The organism is Cellulomonas hominis, assembly GCF_014201095.1.
In the GTDB taxonomy this organism is placed as follows: Bacteria; Actinomycetota; Actinomycetes; order Actinomycetales; family Cellulomonadaceae; genus Cellulomonas; species Cellulomonas hominis.
In genome coordinates this window covers 1,076,940-1,093,619 of sequence record NZ_JACHDN010000001.1, presented here as the reverse complement: position 1 = coordinate 1,093,619, position 16,680 = coordinate 1,076,940, and the positions used below count along the sequence as shown (strand labels likewise).

15 protein-coding genes and 1 tRNA gene are annotated in these 16,680 nt (G+C 76.0%); 10 read left to right on the top strand and 6 right to left on the bottom strand.

The features are described 5' to 3' along the window. Window positions 1–62: 62 nt before the first annotated feature. The 4 genes from HNR08_RS05060 to HNR08_RS05045 all read right to left on the bottom strand — a co-directional run bounded on the left by HNR08_RS05060 (window position 63) and on the right by HNR08_RS05045 (window position 5,236). Window positions 63–1,187, bottom strand: a complete 1,125-nt coding sequence (locus tag HNR08_RS05060) for an ABC transporter ATP-binding protein (protein ID WP_146835994.1) — start codon at window positions 1,185–1,187, stop codon at window positions 63–65. A gap of 183 nt (window positions 1,188–1,370) precedes the next feature. Then, the gene (locus HNR08_RS05055; RefSeq protein WP_146835997.1) at window positions 1,371–2,954 is read right to left on the bottom strand and encodes an outer membrane protein assembly factor BamB family protein; all 1,584 of its coding nucleotides are present in this window, start codon (window positions 2,952–2,954) and stop codon (window positions 1,371–1,373) included. Between the two features lie 9 nt (window positions 2,955–2,963). Beyond that, a complete protein-coding gene (gene otsB / locus HNR08_RS05050) occupies window positions 2,964–3,791 on the bottom strand; it encodes a trehalose-phosphatase (protein WP_246803014.1) in 828 nt (275 codons plus the stop codon). Between the two features lie 11 nt (window positions 3,792–3,802). Next, the gene (locus tag HNR08_RS05045) at window positions 3,803–5,236 is read right to left on the bottom strand and encodes an alpha,alpha-trehalose-phosphate synthase (UDP-forming) (protein ID WP_146836000.1); all 1,434 of its coding nucleotides are present in this window, start codon (window positions 5,234–5,236) and stop codon (window positions 3,803–3,805) included. Window positions 5,237–5,376: 140 nt separating this feature from the next. Here HNR08_RS05045 and HNR08_RS05040 point away from each other — a divergent pair, with 140 nt between their 5' ends. The 5 genes from HNR08_RS05040 (at window position 5,377) to HNR08_RS05020 (ending at window position 10,231) form a co-directional block, all read left to right on the top strand. Further along, window positions 5,377–7,194 carry a serine/threonine-protein kinase gene (locus HNR08_RS05040; RefSeq protein ID WP_146836003.1) on the top strand — a complete coding sequence of 606 codons (1,818 nt, stop codon included), beginning with the start codon at window positions 5,377–5,379 and terminating at the stop codon, window positions 7,192–7,194. Between the two features lie 64 nt (window positions 7,195–7,258). After that, window positions 7,259–7,813 (top strand): hypothetical protein, encoded by a 555-nt coding sequence (locus tag HNR08_RS05035; protein WP_146836005.1) that lies wholly within the window; start codon window positions 7,259–7,261, stop codon window positions 7,811–7,813. Between the two features lie 35 nt (window positions 7,814–7,848). Then, window positions 7,849–8,718, top strand: coding sequence for a DsbA family protein (locus tag HNR08_RS05030; RefSeq protein ID WP_146836008.1), 870 nt, complete (start codon window positions 7,849–7,851; stop codon window positions 8,716–8,718). An 82-nt stretch (window positions 8,719–8,800) separates the two neighbouring features. Continuing rightward, window positions 8,801–10,084, top strand: coding sequence for an MFS transporter (locus HNR08_RS05025; RefSeq protein WP_146836010.1), 1,284 nt, complete (start codon window positions 8,801–8,803; stop codon window positions 10,082–10,084). Window positions 10,085–10,157: 73 nt separating this feature from the next. Then, a tRNA-Thr gene (locus HNR08_RS05020) sits at window positions 10,158–10,231 on the top strand. A gap of 27 nt (window positions 10,232–10,258) precedes the next feature. On the opposite strand, the gene HNR08_RS05015 is transcribed toward HNR08_RS05020, so the two are convergent. Continuing rightward, entirely contained in the window at window positions 10,259–11,395 is a 1,137-nt protein-coding gene (locus tag HNR08_RS05015) for a GNAT family N-acetyltransferase (RefSeq protein ID WP_183834821.1), read from the bottom strand. A gap of 337 nt (window positions 11,396–11,732) precedes the next feature. Here HNR08_RS05015 and HNR08_RS05010 point away from each other — a divergent pair, with 337 nt between their 5' ends. Continuing rightward, complete coding sequence (locus HNR08_RS05010) at window positions 11,733–12,104, top strand: YybH family protein (RefSeq protein ID WP_146839424.1); 372 nt, start codon at window positions 11,733–11,735, stop codon at window positions 12,102–12,104. Between the two features lie 252 nt (window positions 12,105–12,356). Here the strand turns inward: HNR08_RS05010 and HNR08_RS05005 are convergent, their stop codons facing one another. Next, window positions 12,357–13,028, bottom strand: coding sequence for a response regulator transcription factor (locus HNR08_RS05005; protein WP_146839426.1), 672 nt, complete (start codon window positions 13,026–13,028; stop codon window positions 12,357–12,359). Between the two features lie 76 nt (window positions 13,029–13,104). Between HNR08_RS05005 and HNR08_RS05000 the strand changes: the two genes are divergently transcribed. The 4 genes from HNR08_RS05000 (at window position 13,105) to HNR08_RS04985 (ending at window position 16,633) form a co-directional block, all read left to right on the top strand. Continuing rightward, entirely contained in the window at window positions 13,105–14,256 is a 1,152-nt protein-coding gene (locus HNR08_RS05000) for a sensor histidine kinase (RefSeq protein WP_146839428.1), read from the top strand. A 253-nt stretch (window positions 14,257–14,509) separates the two neighbouring features. After that, window positions 14,510–14,971, top strand: coding sequence for a hypothetical protein (locus HNR08_RS04995; RefSeq protein ID WP_146839430.1), 462 nt, complete (start codon window positions 14,510–14,512; stop codon window positions 14,969–14,971). Between the two features lie 100 nt (window positions 14,972–15,071). Next, window positions 15,072–15,557 (top strand): signal peptidase I, encoded by a 486-nt coding sequence (locus HNR08_RS04990; RefSeq protein ID WP_183834819.1) that lies wholly within the window; start codon window positions 15,072–15,074, stop codon window positions 15,555–15,557. Further along, on the top strand, window positions 15,554–16,633 hold the full coding sequence (locus tag HNR08_RS04985) for a hypothetical protein (RefSeq protein ID WP_146839434.1): 1,080 nt from the start codon (window positions 15,554–15,556) through the stop codon (window positions 16,631–16,633). Before HNR08_RS04990 ends, HNR08_RS04985 begins: the two co-directional genes overlap by 4 nt. Window positions 16,634–16,680: the final 47 nt, after the last annotated feature.

The window sequence follows — 16,680 nt, the reverse complement described above, 5'->3', positions numbered from 1 at the left end:
GACGACGAAGGGGCGGGGCCGGTTCGTGCCGGCCCCGCCCCTTCGACGTGGAGATGTCGTCGTCAGACGGTGATGCGCTCGCCCGAGCCCGCGTGGAACAGGTGCTGCTCGCCGACGCGGATCCGGACCCAGATCTTCTCGCCCTTGGCGGGGACCTGGCGGGGGTCGACGCGCACGATGACCTGCGCGTCGCCGGCGCCCGAGTGGACGTCCGCGGCGCCGGCCTCGCCGACCAGCGAGCCGTAGACGAACGCGTCGGAGCCGAGCTCCTCGACGATGTTCACGACCACCGGGATGGCGTCCGGGGTGCCCTCGGGGACGACGTCCAGCGCCTCCGGGCGGAACCCGATGGTGATGGCGTTGTTGTCGTCGGCGGCGAGGGTGTCGAGCGCGGTGCGCGGCACGGCGATGCCGGCGGAGCCGACCTTCGCGATGCCCTCGACGATCGGGAACGTGCCGATGTTCATGGCCGGGGAGCCGATGAAGCCGGCGACGAACACGTTCGCGGGGGTGTCGTACATGTCGCGCGGGGTGCCGACCTGCTGCAGGAGGCCGTCCTTGAGGACCGCGATGCGGTCGCCCATGGTGAGCGCCTCGGTCTGGTCGTGCGTGACGTAGACCGTGGTGACGCCGAGGCGGCGCTGCAGCGACGCGATCTGGGTGCGGGTCTGGACGCGGAGCTTGGCGTCGAGGTTCGACAGCGGCTCGTCCATGAGGAACACGCGCGGCTGGCGCACGATCGCGCGGCCCATCGCGACGCGCTGCCGCTGGCCGCCGGAGAGGGCCTTCGGCTTGCGGTCGAGGTACTGGGTGAGGTCGAGGATCTTGGCGGCCTCCTCGACGCGGGTGCGGATCTCCGCCTTCGGGGTGCCGGCGATCTTGAGCGCGAAGCCCATGTTGTCGGCGACCGTCATGTGCGGGTACAGCGCGTAGTTCTGGAACACCATCGCGATGTCCCGGTCCTTCGGCTGGACGTCGGTGACGTCGCGGTCGCCGATGAGGATGCGACCCGCGTTGACGTCCTCGAGGCCCGCGAGCATGCGGAGCGAGGTCGACTTGCCGCAGCCGGAGGGGCCGACGAGGACGAGGAACTCGCCGTCCTCGATGTGGAGGTCGAGCGCGTCCACCGCGGGGCGCTCGGTGCCCGGGTAGACCCGGGTGGCCTTGTCGAATGTGACCGTAGCCATGCGTGTTCAATCCCTTCACCGGCAGGTACGTGCCGGACGATCCGTCGTGAAGAGTGTCAGAGTGTCTTCGCTGACACGGCACGAGGGAGGTCGGGTGACCCCCCTCGGTCCACGGACATCAAACCACACCCGCGGACCCCCGTGGAGACGCACCTCACACACCCCCGGGCCGCGCCCGGGGCGTCAGTTGAGGACGACGACGTCGGTCGCGCCGTAGCTGAGCAGGTCGCCCTGCCAGGCCCAGACGCCCTGCACGTCGTCGGGCAGCCGGGTGGCCCAGGCGAGCTCCCCGGTGGCGAGCGAGTACGCCACGATCGACCGCGCGCTCGGCATCGTCGCGGCGCCCGTGCCGCCCGCGGTGCCGCCCGTCGCGCCGCCGCCCGCCGCCACGGTCACGCCCGCCTCCAGCAGGTCGAGGGTCGCGGACACGGTGACGAGGTTCCGGCCGTCCGTGAGCACGCCGCCCGCCTCCATCAGCACGTGCGCGGGCGTGCGCCACCGCTCGAGGCCGGTCGCGACGTCCACCGCCCAGACCGCGTCGCGGTCGCTGCCGTAGAGCACCCCGTCGAGCAGCACGAGCGTCCCGTCGAGCCACTCCGGCAGGTCGAGCGACCACAGCTCCCGGGCGGCGGCCACGTCGTAGCCCACCAGCCGGCGGTCGTCGGTCACGACGATCTCGAGGTCGGGGGCCGTGCCGTCGTCCACGCCGAGCACGACCGGGGATCCGGGCAGCGTGGCGCGGGTGCGGCCGTCGTCGTCCACGAGCTCCACCGGCGTGCGCGGCGGCACGAGGTACCCGGTGCGGCTCACGGACACGTAGGCGTCGCCGGAGAACTGCGTCGTGCCGTCCCTCGCGTCCAGGACCCAGGAGCCGAGGTCGCCCTGCACGAGCACGTGCCCGCGCGCGACGCCGGCGCCCGGCGGGTACGTCAGCGCCTCGGGGGTGAGCGACCCCGCGTCGACGCGGAGGTCCGTGGTCCACAGCGGGGTGCCGTCCAGGACGGTCCCGGGCGCCCAGCCGGTGACCGTGAGGACGTCGCCGACCAGCGAGGCGAGGACGTGCAGCCGCGCGTCGCCGCCCCAGGCCGTCAGCGGCGGGACCGCCCGCTCCCCGCGCACCTCGCCGGTCGCCGGGTCGAACGACATCAGCCGTGCGGCCTGCGGCGGCCCGGGGACCCAGGACCCGTCCTCCGGGGTCAGCGGGTCGGTCGCGGTGCGGTCGACGACGACGCAGTCGACGACCTCGGCGGGGTCGCCGGCGCCGAGGCACAGGGGGTACTCGGTCCCCAGCCCGGTGTCCTCGACCTCCCGGTGGCCGGCCTCGAGCGAGGTCTCCCAGACCGTCGCGCCGGACGCGTCGACCGCGACGAGCGTGCGCGGCCCCTCCCAGGGGTTGCCGCCGGGCCCGATCCGCAGGTCGCCCGCCCGGATGCCGCTGAACAGCACCGGGGCGACGTCCTGGGCCAGCCGCCGGGTGGGCTCCAGCCCGGAGTCCACCGTCCGCAGGACGCCCTCGACGCGCTGCCGGGCGGCGACCTCCGCGCGCTCGCGGGCGTCCAGCAGGGCCTGGGTCCCGAGCAGCGCGGCCAGGGCGAGCGCCGGGACGGGCCACCACCGCCGCAGCAGCCGCCGGCGGCGGGCCAGGCGGCGGGCGCGCGCGGCCTCGGCGGCCGGGTCCTCGGGGTCGGTGCCCAGAACCGAGACGTCCGCGCCGGTGTCGACGTCGACGATCTCGACGTCCTGCATCGCGGCGCGCGGCCCCCTCATGGGCGCAACCTACGCTCCCGGGCCGCCCTGCGCCGCGGGCTGCCGGGTGGACTCCGCGTCGCCGAGCGCGGCCGCGAGGTCGGTGAGGAGCAGCGCCAGCGCCTGCGGGTCGGGCGTGCGGTACCGCGCCACGGTCCGACCCTCGCCGACCTTGAGGGTCAGGTCGTCCGGGCCGAGCGCGCGGAACGCGTCCTCGTCGGTCACGTCGTCCCCGGCGCAGACCACCGCGCCGGCGCCGAGCTCGTCGCGCAGGTCGACCAGCGCCGCGCCCTTGTCGGCGGTCAGCACCGACACCTCCACCACCTTCTTGCCGTGCAGCGTGACCGAGCCGAGCCGCGCGCCCACGGCCAGCGCCTCCTGCTCGGCGGCGTCGCCGACCTCGGGGTCCGCGAGCCGGGTGTGCACGACGACGGCGGCGGGCTTGGTCTCCACCCAGACGCCGTCCCGGCCGCGGGCGACCGCCTGCATCTCCTCGCCCAGGCGGGCCAGCCGGCCGGCCTGGTCGTCGTCCAGGGCGACGACGTCGCGGTCGAGGCCGTGCTCCCCGACCCGCGCCCGCTCGGCACCGTGGCTGCCGATGAGCACGGTGCCGGGCGGGACCTCGGCCAGGCGGTGCAGGTCCGCCAGCGCCCGGCCGGAGACCAGCGCGAGCCGGACCCGGTCGGGGTGCGCGGCGAGGGCCCGCAGGGCGTCGGCGGCGGCCGGCAGCACCCGGGAGGCCTCGGGGTCGTCCTGCAGCGGCGCCAGGGTGCCGTCGAAGTCGAGCGCCAGCAGCACCGGCCGGCGGGCCGGGTCGGCCACCAGCGCGAGCAGCGCGGCGCGGGGGTCGTCGGTCACGCGGATCCTCCTCAGACGTGCCGCTCGCGGGTCGGCACGGCGGTCAGCACGGACAGGAACGTGTCGGACCAGTGCGCCACGTCGTTCTCCAGCACGCGGCGGCGCAGGCGGCGCATCCGCTTGCGGGCCTCGCGCGGGTCGATGTTCGCGGCGTGCTGGATGGCGTTCTTCAGGCCGGCGATGTCGTGCGGGTTCACCAGGATCGCCGCGCCGCCGAGCTCGTCCGCCGCGCCCGTGAACTCGCTGAGCACCAGGGCGCCGCGGTCGTCGGACCGGGCGGCGATGTACTCCTTCGCGACCAGGTTCATGCCGTCCCGCAGCGCGGTCACGAGCATGACGTCGGCCGCGAGGTACAGGGCCGCCATCTCCTCCATCGGGTAGGAGTGGTGCATGTAGTGCACGGCGGCGTGCCCGAGCTCGCCGTGCTCGCCGTTGATCCGGCCGACCTGCGCCTCGACGTCCTCGCGCAGCTGCTGGTAGGCGCCGACGTTCTCCCGGCTGGGGGAGGCCACCTGGACCAGGGTTGCGTCGGGGACGGTCATCCGGCCGTCCTCGAGCAGCTCCTCGAACGCCTTGATCCGGTGCCGGATGCCCTTGGTGTAGTCGAGCCGGTCGACGCCGAGCAGCAGCACCTTCGGGTCGCCGAGCTCGTGGCGGATCTCCTTCGCCCGCTGCTGCACCTCGGGGGTCCGGGCGAGCCGGTCGAAGGCGTGCGAGTCGATCGAGATGGGGAACGCCGCCGCCCGGACGTGCCGCTGCACGCGGCCGTCGGCGTCGGTGAGGGTGATCATCTGCCCGCGGGTGGTGACGTCGGTGAGCCGGCGCACCACGCGCACGAAGTTGGCCGCGTCGCCGCCGCGCTGGAACCCGATGAGGTCGGCGCCGAGCAGGCCCTCGACCACCTGCAGCCGCCACGGCAGCTGCGCGAAGATCTCCAGCGGCGGGAACGGGATGTGGTGGAAGTACCCGATCCGCACGTCCGGGCGCAGCTCCCGCAGGAACCTCGGCACGAGCTGCAGCTGGTAGTCGTGGACCCACACGGTGGCGCCCGGGGCGGCCTGCTCCGCCGCGGCGTTCGCGAACCGGCGGTTCACCCGCTGGTACGCGTCCCACCACTGCCGGTGGAACGTCGGGGGCTGGATCACGTCGTGGTACAGCGGCCACAGCGTGTCGTTCGAGAAGCCCTCGTAGTAGTAGGTCAGGTCGTCCTGGGTGAGACTCACCGGGACGAGGCGCATGTCGTCGGCGTCGAACGGCTCGAGGTCGAGGTCGGCGGAGCCGCCCCAGCCGACCCACGCGCCGTCCGAGTTCTGCACGACCGGCTCCAGGGCGGTCACGAGGCCGCCGGGGGAGCGGGTCCAGCTCGGCTTCCCCTCCTCGTCCAGCGTCACGTCCACCGGCAGGCGGTTCGCGACGACGACCAGGTCATAACCAGCAGAGGTCACGGATCCATCAGCTCCTTGGGGTCGTCCTGACCATAACGTGACCCTTCGCAGGTGGCGAGGGAACCGGTTGCCGATCGCCTTCACCGGATGACCCGCGTGCCGACACCGGGGCTGCGCACCCCGGCGGCTACCGTGCCGCCATGGAGCGCATCGGCCTGGCCCCGGGCGCCGAGATCGGCGGGTACACCATCCTCGCGCCGCTCGGCTCCGGCGGCATGGGCACGGTGTACCGGGCCGTCGACGGCGGCGGGACACCGGTCGCGCTCAAGCTGCTCCACCCGCACGTCGGCGCCGACCCGTCGTCCCGGGAGCGGCTGCGCCGCGAGGTCGTCGCCCTGCAGCGGCTGCGGCACCCCGGGGTCGCCGCGGTGCTCGACGCCGAGGCGGACTCCACCGAGGCGTTCCTCGTCACCGAGCTGGTCCCGGGCCCGGACCTCGCCGAGCACGTCCGCCAGCACGGGCCGCTCGACGCCGCCGCCCTGCACCGGCTCGCGGACGGGCTGCGTGACGCGCTCGAGGCGGTGCACGCCGCCGGGGTGGTGCACCGCGACCTCAAGCCGAGCAACGTGCTCGTGACGGCGGACGGGCCGGTGCTCATCGACTTCGGCATCGCGCAGTCGGTCGACGAGACCCGGGTGACGTCCGCGGGCGTCGTCGTCGGGACGCCGGGCTACCTCGCGCCCGAGCTGGTGGACGGGGCCGAGCCCACACCGGCCACCGACTGGTGGGGCTGGGCCGCGCTGCTCGCGTTCGCCGCGACCGGCCGCGCTCCGTTCGGCACCCGGCCGCTGGAGGCGGTGCTGGTGCGCACCCGGTCCGGCGACGCCGACCTCGCGGGGCTCGGGCCGGTGACCGCGGGGGCGCTGTGGGACGCGCTGGCCGCGGAGCCCGCCGACCGGGCCGAGCCCGAGCAGGTCGTCGCGGCGCTCGCGGAGGCTCAGCGGCGCGGCGAGCGCTACTCGCCGGAGGCGGCGACCGAGGCGCTGACGGCGGTGCTGGGCGCGGGTCCCGCGCCCGCCGGCACCCTCGCCGGCGGCACGGTCGCGTTCGGGGCCGCCGACGGGACGCCGACGGTCGTGCAGCCCGCGGGCACCGGGCCGGTGCCGCCGGCGGTGCTGCCGGCGACCGGGGCGGTCACCGGGGCCACGGCAGTGCTCGGGCCCGAGGCCACCGCGGTGCTCGCCCCCGCCGCCGCCCCGGTGCGGGACGGGGAGACCCGGGCGTTCCAGCCGCCGTCCGTGCCGCCGGGGGCCTGGGACGCGGGCGACCCGGCGGCACCGGTCGCGTGGGACGCCGGGTACCCGCCGGAGGACGAGGACGGGGCGGCGCCCGAGCCGGCCCCGGAGCCCCCGGGCCGTGCCGGCTCCCTGCTCGCGCTCGGGCTCGTGGCCGCCGCCGCGGCGGCGCTGCTGCCCGGCTGGACCCTGCTCGTGCTCCTCCCGCTGCTGCTGCTCGCCCGGACCGTCGGCTCGGTCGCCGAGAGCACCGCGCGCCGCCGGGAACGGGTCGGCGCCCGGCGCAGCGACGGCCTGCGCGCGGTCGCGTCCAGCCCGTGGCACCTGCTGCGGTCCCTCGTCACGCTCGTGCCGTCCCTGCTGGTCGCGGCCAGCGTCGTCGTCATCACGCTCGGCGTCGGCTGGTGGCTGGTCGGCTCCGGTGCGGTGGCCGGCGGCCCGCTGCACGCCGCGGACGGCAGCCCCACGACGACGGCCGCGGCCGCGCTGCTCGCCGTCGCGGCCGCCCTGGGGCTGTGCGCGGTGTGGTGGGGGCCGTCGGCGCGCACCACGCGGTCCGGCGCCCGGCGCCTGCTCGCCGGGGTCGCGCCCGGCCGGGGCGGGGCGGCGGTCGTCGTCGTGCTCGCCCTCCTCGGCGCCGGGGTGCTGGTGGCGCTCGCGGCCGGCGGGACGGCCGTCGACTGGACGCCGCTGCCCGAGCCGTCGCTGCCCGCGGCGGGCTGACGCGGTGCGATCCGGGGGCGCGAGGCCCGGCCCGCGCCCAGGTGCAGCCCGTACCCTGGGCGCCATGTCCGAGGCCGCCGTGACATCCGCCGACGCCGGCGCGCCCGCGCGCGCCCGCCGGGCGGTCCCCGGCCCCGGCCTCCGCGGCGCCGGTCCGGTCCTCACGGCGGTCGCCGCGCTCGTCGTCCTGCTGGCCGGGACCGGCCTCGGCGCCGCGCGCGCGGTGCTGCACCAGTGCGTGCACCTGGGCGAGCCCCTCGCCCTGCTGGGCCTGCGGCTCACCCTGCTCCAGGACGCCGCCGACTGCCCGACCGGGACGCTGGCCGTCGCGCCGTCGCCGGCGCACGGCGCGGTGCTCGCGCTCGGCCTGGCGCTCCCCGTCGTGGCCGCGCACGCCGCGCTCGGCGCCCTCGGTGCCGGCCTGGCCGCGCTGCTGCTGCGGGTCGCGCGCACCGCCCGCCGGGCGCTCGGCGCCGTCGCCCACGCGCTGCCCGCGGCCGTCCGGCTGCCCGCCTCGCGCCCCGTCCGGATCCCGGCCTGGTCGGCCGGCCACGCGCTGCCCGCGGTGCTCGCCCGCGCCCGGCACCCGCACCGCGGGCCGCCGCCGGCGCTCGCCTGAGCCCACCGACCGGACACCCACGAAAGCAGGACCCCATGCCCAGCACCACCCCGCGACCCGGCAGCGGCGCGAAGCCCAGCAAGGCCGAGCGGCGCGACCAGGCCCGCGAGCAGGCGCGCCAGCTCCGCGAGCAGCAGGCGAAGCGCGACCGCCGGAACAAGATCGTCGCGATCGGCGGCCTGTCCGCCGCCGTGATCGCCCTGATCGTCGTCGTCGTGCTCGTCGTCAACCAGGCGAACGCCCCCGGCATCGCGTACACCGGCGACGACGCGAGCACGATCACGCTGGCCGACACCACGGCCCCGTCGACGGCGAACGCCAACGGCGGCATCCCCGTCGGTGCCGACGGCGCCGCCGGCGAGACCGCGGCCGTCGACGACGTCGTCGTCTCGGTCTACTTCGACTACATGTGCCCCTGGTGCGGCCGGTTCGAGGAGGCGAACGACGCCGAGCTCAAGTCCCTCCTGGCCGAGGGCGGCGTCACCGTCGAGTACCACCCGCTCGCGTTCCTCGACCAGCAGTCCGCCGGCGCCGAGTACTCGACCCGCGCCGGCAACGCCGCGGCCGTCGTCGCGGACCAGGCGCCGGAGCAGTACTCCGCCTTCCACTCCGCGCTGTTCGAGAACCAGCCGGAGGAGGGCACCAAGGGCCTGTCCGACGACGAGATCGCGGACCTCGCGCGCGAGGCCGGCGTCCCGGACGACGTCGTCGAGCAGTTCACGGCGACCGCGTCCGGCGAGACGTGGCGGACGTTCGCCCCGTGGCTCGCCGCGAACAACAACCAGATGGTCACCGACCTCGGCAAGCTCGGCACGCCCGCCGTGCTGATCGACGGCGAGGAGTTCACCGGCGACCTCTACACGACCGGCCCGCTCACCGAGGCCATCGAGGCTGCCAAGGGCTGAGCCGCCCCGCACCGCCCCGACGGCCGCACCCGGGCACCCGCCCGGTGCGGCCGTCGGCGCACCCGGGACATACACTCCGGCGGTGCCCTCCCTGCTCGTGGACCTGACGCCCCTGCGCGTCAGCCCCGAGTTCCGCCGGCTCTGGTGGGGCCTGTCCGTCGCGAACCTCGGCGCGCAGCTCACCGTCGTCGCGGTCGGCCTCCAGGTCTACGAGCTCACCCGGTCCACCCTGTCCGTCGGAGTCGTCGGCCTGTGCGCCCTCGTCCCGCTCGTGCTGTTCGGCCTGTACGGCGGCGCGATCGTCGACCACGCCGACCGGCGCACCGTCGCCCTCGTGGCCTCCGCCGTCGGGTGGGTCGCCGTCCTCGGGCTCGCCGTCCAGGGCTGGGCGGGCAACACGCACGTCGGCGTCCTCTACGCGCTGGTCGCGGTGCAGTCCGGGGCCGGGGCGGTGAACAGCCCCGCGCGGTCGGCGATCATCCCGCGCCTGCTCGAGCCCCGGCTGATGCCCGCCGCGAACGCCCTGCAGACCGTCGGCTGGAACGTCGCGCTCACCCTCGGCCCGCTCCTGGGCGCCGGCCTGGTCGCGGCGCTGGACTACGGGATCGTCTACACGCTCGACGCGGTCCTGTTCACGTTCGCGTTCACGGCGCTGCTCCGGCTGCCGCCGATGCCGCCCGAGCCGTCCGGGAACCGCCGCGCCCGCGCGGGGCTCGCCTCCGTGCTCGACGGCCTGCGCTACCTCGGCACGCGGCCGAACGTCCGGATGACGTTCCTCGTGGACCTCGTCGCGATGATCACGTCCTCCCCGCGCGTGCTGTTCCCCGCGGTCGGGCTCGTGTACCTCGGCGGCGGCGAGACCACCGCGGGCGTCATGACCGCGGCCGTCGCGGCCGGGGCGATGCTCGCGGGCGTCTTCTCCGGCGGCCTGTCCCGGGTCCGCTGGCAGGGGCGGATCATCGTCCTGGCCATCACCGTGTGGGGCGTCTCCGTCGCCGCGTTCGGGCTGGTGCTCGTGCTCGCCGGGCGCGGACAGCCCGACCACGTGCTGTGGCTGTCGCTCGCGCTCGCCGTCGTCACGCTCGCCGCCGCCGGGGCCGCCGACGCGGTCAGCGCCGTGTTCCGGCAGACGATCCTGCAGACCGCCACGCCCGACGACATGCGCGGCCGGCTGCAGGGCGTGTTCGTCGTCGTCGTCGCCGGCGGGCCGCGCCTCGGGGAGCTGCTGCTCGGCGGACTGTCCGAGCACCTCGGGGAGGGCGGCGCCGCCGTCGTCGGCGGGGTCGCGTGCGTGGCGGTCCTCTGGCTGCTGGTGCGCCGGCAGCGGGGGTTCTGGCAGTACGACGCGCAGGACCCGCAGCCCTGACGACGGACGCCGCCGGGGGAGGGGCCGCCGCCGGTAGGCTGGTCCGCGTCGCGCGCCGTTCGGGCGCGTGCGCGCCTCCTTAGCTCAGATGGCCAGAGCAGCTGTCTTGTAAACAGCAGGTCGTCGGTTCGAATCCGACAGGGGGCTCCTCTCCTCTCGCCGGCGGCGCCGGCGTCAGGGCGTGAACACCCCCCACCGCCGGGCCAGCGGCGCCGCCGCCACGGCCGCGTGCGCCGCGATCCCACGGGTCGCGACGAGGAGGTCCACGTACGTCCGCCGGTCCGGGTAGATCCGCGTGCTGGACCCGTACCGCGAGCCCACCGCCGGGTCGTAGTGCGGGGCGTCCGTCACGGCGAGCACGTGCCCGAGCTCCGCGAGGCGGCCGATGGCGCCGGGGCTGAGCTGGTGGTGCTTCTCGGAGTAGGTGTCCATGAAGCCGACGTGGATGCCCCCGGAGCGCAGCGTGATCGAGAGGTACTGCGTCGCCCCGCCGGCCTCCAGCCGGAGGGCCAGCACGTCGCCGTCGGCGCGGAACGTGGCGACGACCTGCCGGAACCAGCGCTCGGCGGCCGGGTCCAGCCGCAGCGCGTCGCCGCCCCGGGCGGGGTCGCCCTTCCAGCCCGCCGCCTGGAGGTCGACGAACTCGTCCTCGAGGCCGGGGTCGTCGCTGACATCGTGCAGGACGAGCGGGCCGCCCGCGGCACGGGCCAGGGCGCGGGCGCGCCGGCGCAGGCCCTTGCGGTCCGAGGGGCCGAGGTGGTCGACGGGCAGCGGGGGGTCGACCACGGGCGCCGTCACCGGCTCGACCGGGACGCTCGCCCGGTGGACGAACGCGCCCACGTCGCGGCGGTACTCGTCCAGGCGGAACGGGCCGCGCCCGAGCACCGCGGTCAGGGCGTCGGCCAGCGGCCCGTCGGCCGGGAACCGGCGGAGCTGGAGGAGGCGGGGCAGCCCGACGGCCGCGGGGCCGCGGAGCAGGGCGTCGAGGGCCTCGGCCGCGCGGCCGGCGCGGACGAGGGGGTGGTGCCGGTCGGCGTGCACCGCCATGAACTCGCCGCCGGTGGTGGTGGTGCGCAGCGCGACCCGCCCGCCGACGGCCCGGGGGGTGACCGCGAGGGCGGCCAGCCACTCCCCGGCGTCCTCGACCACGAGCACCTGCACGGCGGCTGCGTCCGGCCCGCGGTCCCGTGCCGGGACGAGGAACCGGGGGTCGAGGTACAGGTTGGGCTCGGCGGCGTCCTCGGCGAGCCGCCGCCACGCCGCGACGTCGGCGTCGGTGACGTCGGGCAGCGGGATGAGCCGGATGCGCACGCGGACCTCGTCGTTCGGGGACTGGTTGTGCGCATCCTATGAGGACGATTTGAGCCGATTTGGGTGGATTCGCGACCGCGTTGGCCGACTCCGGGGCGCCGGACGCGCCGACCCTGCCGTCCTCGCAGGTCAGGGCGGGCGGCGGCCGCGACGGGCGAGGACGGCGCGCAGGGCGCGACCACCCGTTCGGGTGCAGCCGCCCGCGTCGACGAGCGCCCGGGGCAACCGTCGCCCGCGGGCCGTCGTGCCCCTGCCGCTCCCGACGGCGGAGGCCCGCACTCGACGGGACCCCGCCCGCGGCGCACGATGGGACGCCGGACCGACGAGCGGGGGACGCATGGAGCGCGCGGACGTGATGGGCTGGGTGGCCGCCTACGAGCGGGCCTGGCGCGAGGACGACGTCGAGGCGGTGGGCGCCCTCTTCACCGACGACGCCCGGTACCTGCGCTCGCCGTACGAGCCGGCGCTCGAGGGCCTCGCGGCCATCCGGGAGTTCTGGCCCGACCCCACGCCGTTCACGATGGACGCCGAGGTCGTGGCCGTCGAGGGCGTGGACGCGGTCGTGCGGGCCGAGGTGCGGTACGGCGGCGACGAGCCCCGCGAGTACCGCGACCTGTGGGTGCTGCGGTTCGCCCCGGACGGGCGCGCCGAGCACTTCGAGGAGTGGGCCTACTGGCCGGGGAAGGCCTACACGGCGTCCGACGGCTGACGCGACACGATTCGTGGCATCCGATCGGGTGAGACGTCTCCCGGCGGGCTCGGGCGTGGGTTACAGTGGTCACGCCCTCGGTCGCCTGCCCCCTGCGCGGCCGAGGGCTTTTCCGTGCCCGGACCGCGGCCGCCTCCGGGCACGAGCCGCTCCACCAGCGGGGTGGTCGGGTACGGGCACCGGCGCCTCCCGGGTGGTCGAGCAGAGCCGGCGGCGGTGCCGCCCCGCCGCGGGCCGGGTCCCGTCGAGGGGTCAGGACGCCCGGCCGGTCTCCTCCAGCAGCCGCAGCGCGGCGGTGACACGCGGGTTGCGCGAGGGGTCGGCGTCGATGCCGAGCGTCCCGTAGATGCCGTTGATGTGGTTCTGCACCGACTTCTCGGTGATCGCGAGCGCCTCGCCGATCCCCGCGTTCGACAGGCCCTGCGCGAGCAGCCGCAGCACCGCGTACTGCCGGTCGGTCAGCCGGGACACCGCCGAGCCGGCGCGCGGCGCCATCCGGTCGAGCAGCGCGGGGTCGAGCGTGGTGTGCCCCGCGGCGGCGGACCGGATGGCCGCCACGAGCGTCTGCGCGCTGGTGGACGAGGTCTTCGACAGGTACGACCAGCCGCTCGCGACGTCCTGGGGGAGGTCGAGCAGCAGGTCCATCGCGTCGTGCGCCGAGAGCAGCAGGATGCCGAGCCGTGGCTGGTGCCGCCGCAGCGTCACGCCGAGCGCGATGCCGTTGCCGTCGGGCAGGTCGATGTCCAGGACGGCGACGTCGGCCGCACCGGGCCGCAGCGCGGCCACGGCCTCCTTGACCGTGCCGACCGACGCGACGACGCGGACGGCGTCGGCGTTGCCGAGGGTCAGCTCGAGCATGGACCGGAACAGCGGCTGGTCCTCGACGACGACCACCCGGACGGGCGCAGATGTGGGTTCGGACATCTCGGACAGTATGGTCGGTGGGACCCGTGGCGTGCGGGTCGGCGCGCGATCGCACCCACGGATGGGGGACACGAACATGCCGGCTGCGGTGGCGGACGGGCCCGCTGCGGTCCGCGCGGACCGGCGGATGCTGCTGCTGGCGGCCGGGACGGTGCTGAGCGTGTTCGCGGTCGGGGCCGCGGCGCAGACCACGTGGGTGTACGGCAACCAGGGCGGGTTCGTCCCGGTGGGGCTGCGGATCGCCGCGAACCTCGTGGCGGTCGTCTCGCTGCTGACGATCCTCGCGGCCACGGGCGTCCCGCGGCCCCAGCGCGGCCGGGCGGCCGTGGTGTCCGCGGTGCTGGGCGCGGGCGTCGTCGCCGCCGGGATGCGGGTGGGCGCGCAGGTCGCCCTCGGCGTCTACCGGCACCCGTCCGAGACGGTCGTGCTCACGGAGCTCACCAGCGGCGCGGTGGTCGCGTGGATCGCGGGGGCCATGGGGGTCGCGGCGATGCTCTCCCAGCGGCGCCTGCGGGCGCAGGTGCAGGCGGCGGCGCAGGGACGGCTGCAGATCGAGCTCGCGCTCCAGGCCCTGCAGTACGAGGAGGTCCGGGTCCGGCGCGAGGTGGCGGAGGGCCTGCACGGCAGCATGCAGCAGCGCCTGGTGCTGATCGTCGCCCGGCTCGACCGGCTGCTGGACCGGCTGGTGTCGGGGACGGCGACCGAGGAGGACCTGGCGCTGCTGCGGGAGGTCCGCGAGCAGATCGAGCTGGTGCGGGAGACCGACGTGCGGGCGACGTCCCGGATGCTCTACCCGGACCAGCTCGAGGTCGGCATGGTGCCCGCCATCCGGGCGCTGCTCGGGCGGATCCCGACGACCGTGAACACCCGGCTCGGCGTCAGCGACGAGGTGCGGGCGCTGGACGACCCGGCGGACCCGCAGCTCACCCGCGCGGAGCGGCTGCTCGCCGTGCGGGTGGTGGAGGAGGCGGTGACCAACGCGCTGCGGCACGGCGAGGCGGAGGTCGTCGACGTCCGGGTCTCGGTGGTCGGCAGCGGGCTGGAGGTGCAGGTCGCGGACGACGGCGTGGGCTTCGGCGCGGACGCCGGCGCGTCCTCCGGCACCGCCCGGCTGGAGGACCGGCTCCGTCTCGTGGGAGGAGACCTCCGGGTGACGTCCGTTCCGGGGGACGGCACCCAGGTGGTCGCCCACCTTCCGGTGGAATCCCTGCGTGCTGCAGCGGTCTGACCAGCCGCGCGACCGATTTCACCCGCCCGACTTGTCTGAATTGCGTGGGTATCAGGTGCAACTTCGCAATTGACGTGCACCCGGGTGGGTGCTGGCACCCAACCGGGTGGTCCTGGCGCCGCCCGCCGGGACCTACGGTGCGGCAGCCGCGACCGCCGGAGCCCCCCTCCGGACCTCGCGGAAGGCGCGTTCCCGTCCCACCGGCTCCGCGGGCGCGCCGGTCCCCCGAGCCGCCGTCCGCGAGGAGTGCCCCATGTCCGCCACCCGTCGACCCACCACCCGCCGCAAGGTCGTCGCCATCACCGTCGCCGCGCTCGGCATCGCCGGCCTGGGCCTCGCGTCCGCCGCGCAGCTGAACGTCACCCCGAACTCGCTCGGCGCCGGCACCTCCGTGGTGGCGTCCTGCGACACGGACGGCGTCAAGATCGCCTTCGGGACCAGCTTCTCCGCCGCGAACAAGGGCTACGTCGTCGACACCGTGAAGCTCACGGGTGTCTCGGCGAGCTGCGCGGGCCAGGCCGTCACGGTGGACCTGCTCGACGCGAACCCCGAGCTCGGCACCGGTGCCGCCCTCGGCAGCTACACCGCCGCCGTGCCGACCACCGGCACCGGCGACCGCGACGTCACCGTGACGCGCACCGGCGGCACGACCGCGATCAAGGCGTCCGCCGTCCTCGGTGCCGCCGTCGTCATCACGGGCGCCACCGGAGCCTGAGATCCGCGCGCGGCGCACCGACGGGTCCGGTGCGGGCATCCCCGATGCCCCGCACCGGACCTCCGGCGCGCCCGCGCGCCTCCGCTCGGCCCTCGGCTGGGTGCTGACCGCCGGCATCGTCGGCGTGCTGGTCTGGTTCGGCTGGCCCAGCACGCTCGGGGGCTGCACGACCCTCACCATCGTCTCGGGCCACTCGATGGAGCCGACGTACCACACCGGCGACCTCGTGGTCTCCCGCTGCGGCACCCCCGAGGTCGGGGACGTCGTCGTCTACGTCCCGCCGGGGTTCGACGAGGGCCGGATCATCCACCGCGTCGTCGCCGGCGACGAGCGCGACGGGCTGACCATCCAGGGCGACAACAACGACTTCCTCGACCCGTGGCGCATCCACGGCGACGACGTCCTCGGCATCGCGCGGCTGCACGTGCCCGGCGTCGGCCGGGTGGCGATGCTGCTGCTCGACCCGTGGGCCTGGCTGTCGCTGGTCGTCGCCGCGGTCGGCGTGCTGCTGTGGCCGAGCCGCCCCGAGGACCCGACGGAGGACGACCGCGGGACGCCGGCCCCGGAGCCGGCGGTCGCGGCATGACGGCGCGCCGCCTCGCGGCCGTCGTCGCGGGGGCCGTCGCCGTGCTCGTGGTCCTGCTGCTCTCCCCGGCCAGCGCCGCGCGACTCGGCGTCACCGCCGGGAACATCACCACCGCGAGCGCGACGCCGTGCAGCACCGCCGCCGTGGCCGCCGGCACCGGCGGCAGGAGCGGCACGATCACGAGCGTCGTGCTCTCCGGCGTGCCCGTCCCGTGCCGCGGGCTCCCGGCGACCCTGCGCCTGTACGCGTCCGACGGCACCCCGCTGGCGACCACCGACACCACCGTGACGCTCGCGTCCGCCGACAGCACCACGGTCACCGTCCCGGCGTACGCCACGTCCCGCGCCGCGGGCGTCGCGCTGACGGTGGGGACCTGGGGGCTGCCCGTGACGTGGACCGCGCCGTCCGGTGCCGCGGCCGGCCCGGTGACTCCCGGGGCGGGCACGGACTTCGGCGCGCTGACCTGGACCCGGATCAACGTGGCCGGTGCGCACGCCTGCGTCTCCGTGCCGGTGTCCGGTGCCGCGGGCACGCGGTGGCAGATCGACCTGCACCTCGACCAGAGGCCGTTCAACGGGGTCACGTCCGGCTCCGGGTTCCGGGTGGACCCGTGGTGGGCGGGCGTGCTCGACCCGGACCCCGTCGACGGCGTGGTCTCGGTCGGCGGCACGGCCCGCAGCACCACGCTCACGGCCGGGCAGTCGTTCACCGTCACCGTCTGCCACGACAACCTGCCGCCGCCCCTGGTGGACCCGGCGCTCGCGTACAGCCAGACCTCCGGGGCCGTCACCGGCAACGAGGGCTACGCCTGCCTCCCCACGACCGTCTCCGTGACCGGGACGCCGGAGTTCTTCGCCGGGTGGACCGCCGACGTGGACCTCGCGCCGCTCGCCGCGTACTTCGCCGCGAAGGGCCTGACGGTCGGCTGGGGGTCGCTGAGCACGGACCGCGGGTCGGACCTCGCCCTCAGCAACGTGCGCGGGACCACCTGGCGCGTCACCCCGAAGGGCTGGCCCACCTACGGCGTGCGCGACGGCGCCCCCCAGACGTTCAGCATCTGCGCCAGCAAGGCGTGACGCCGTCCCCCGGACGGGTGGACTCCCGCTCCGGATGCTCAGACGCG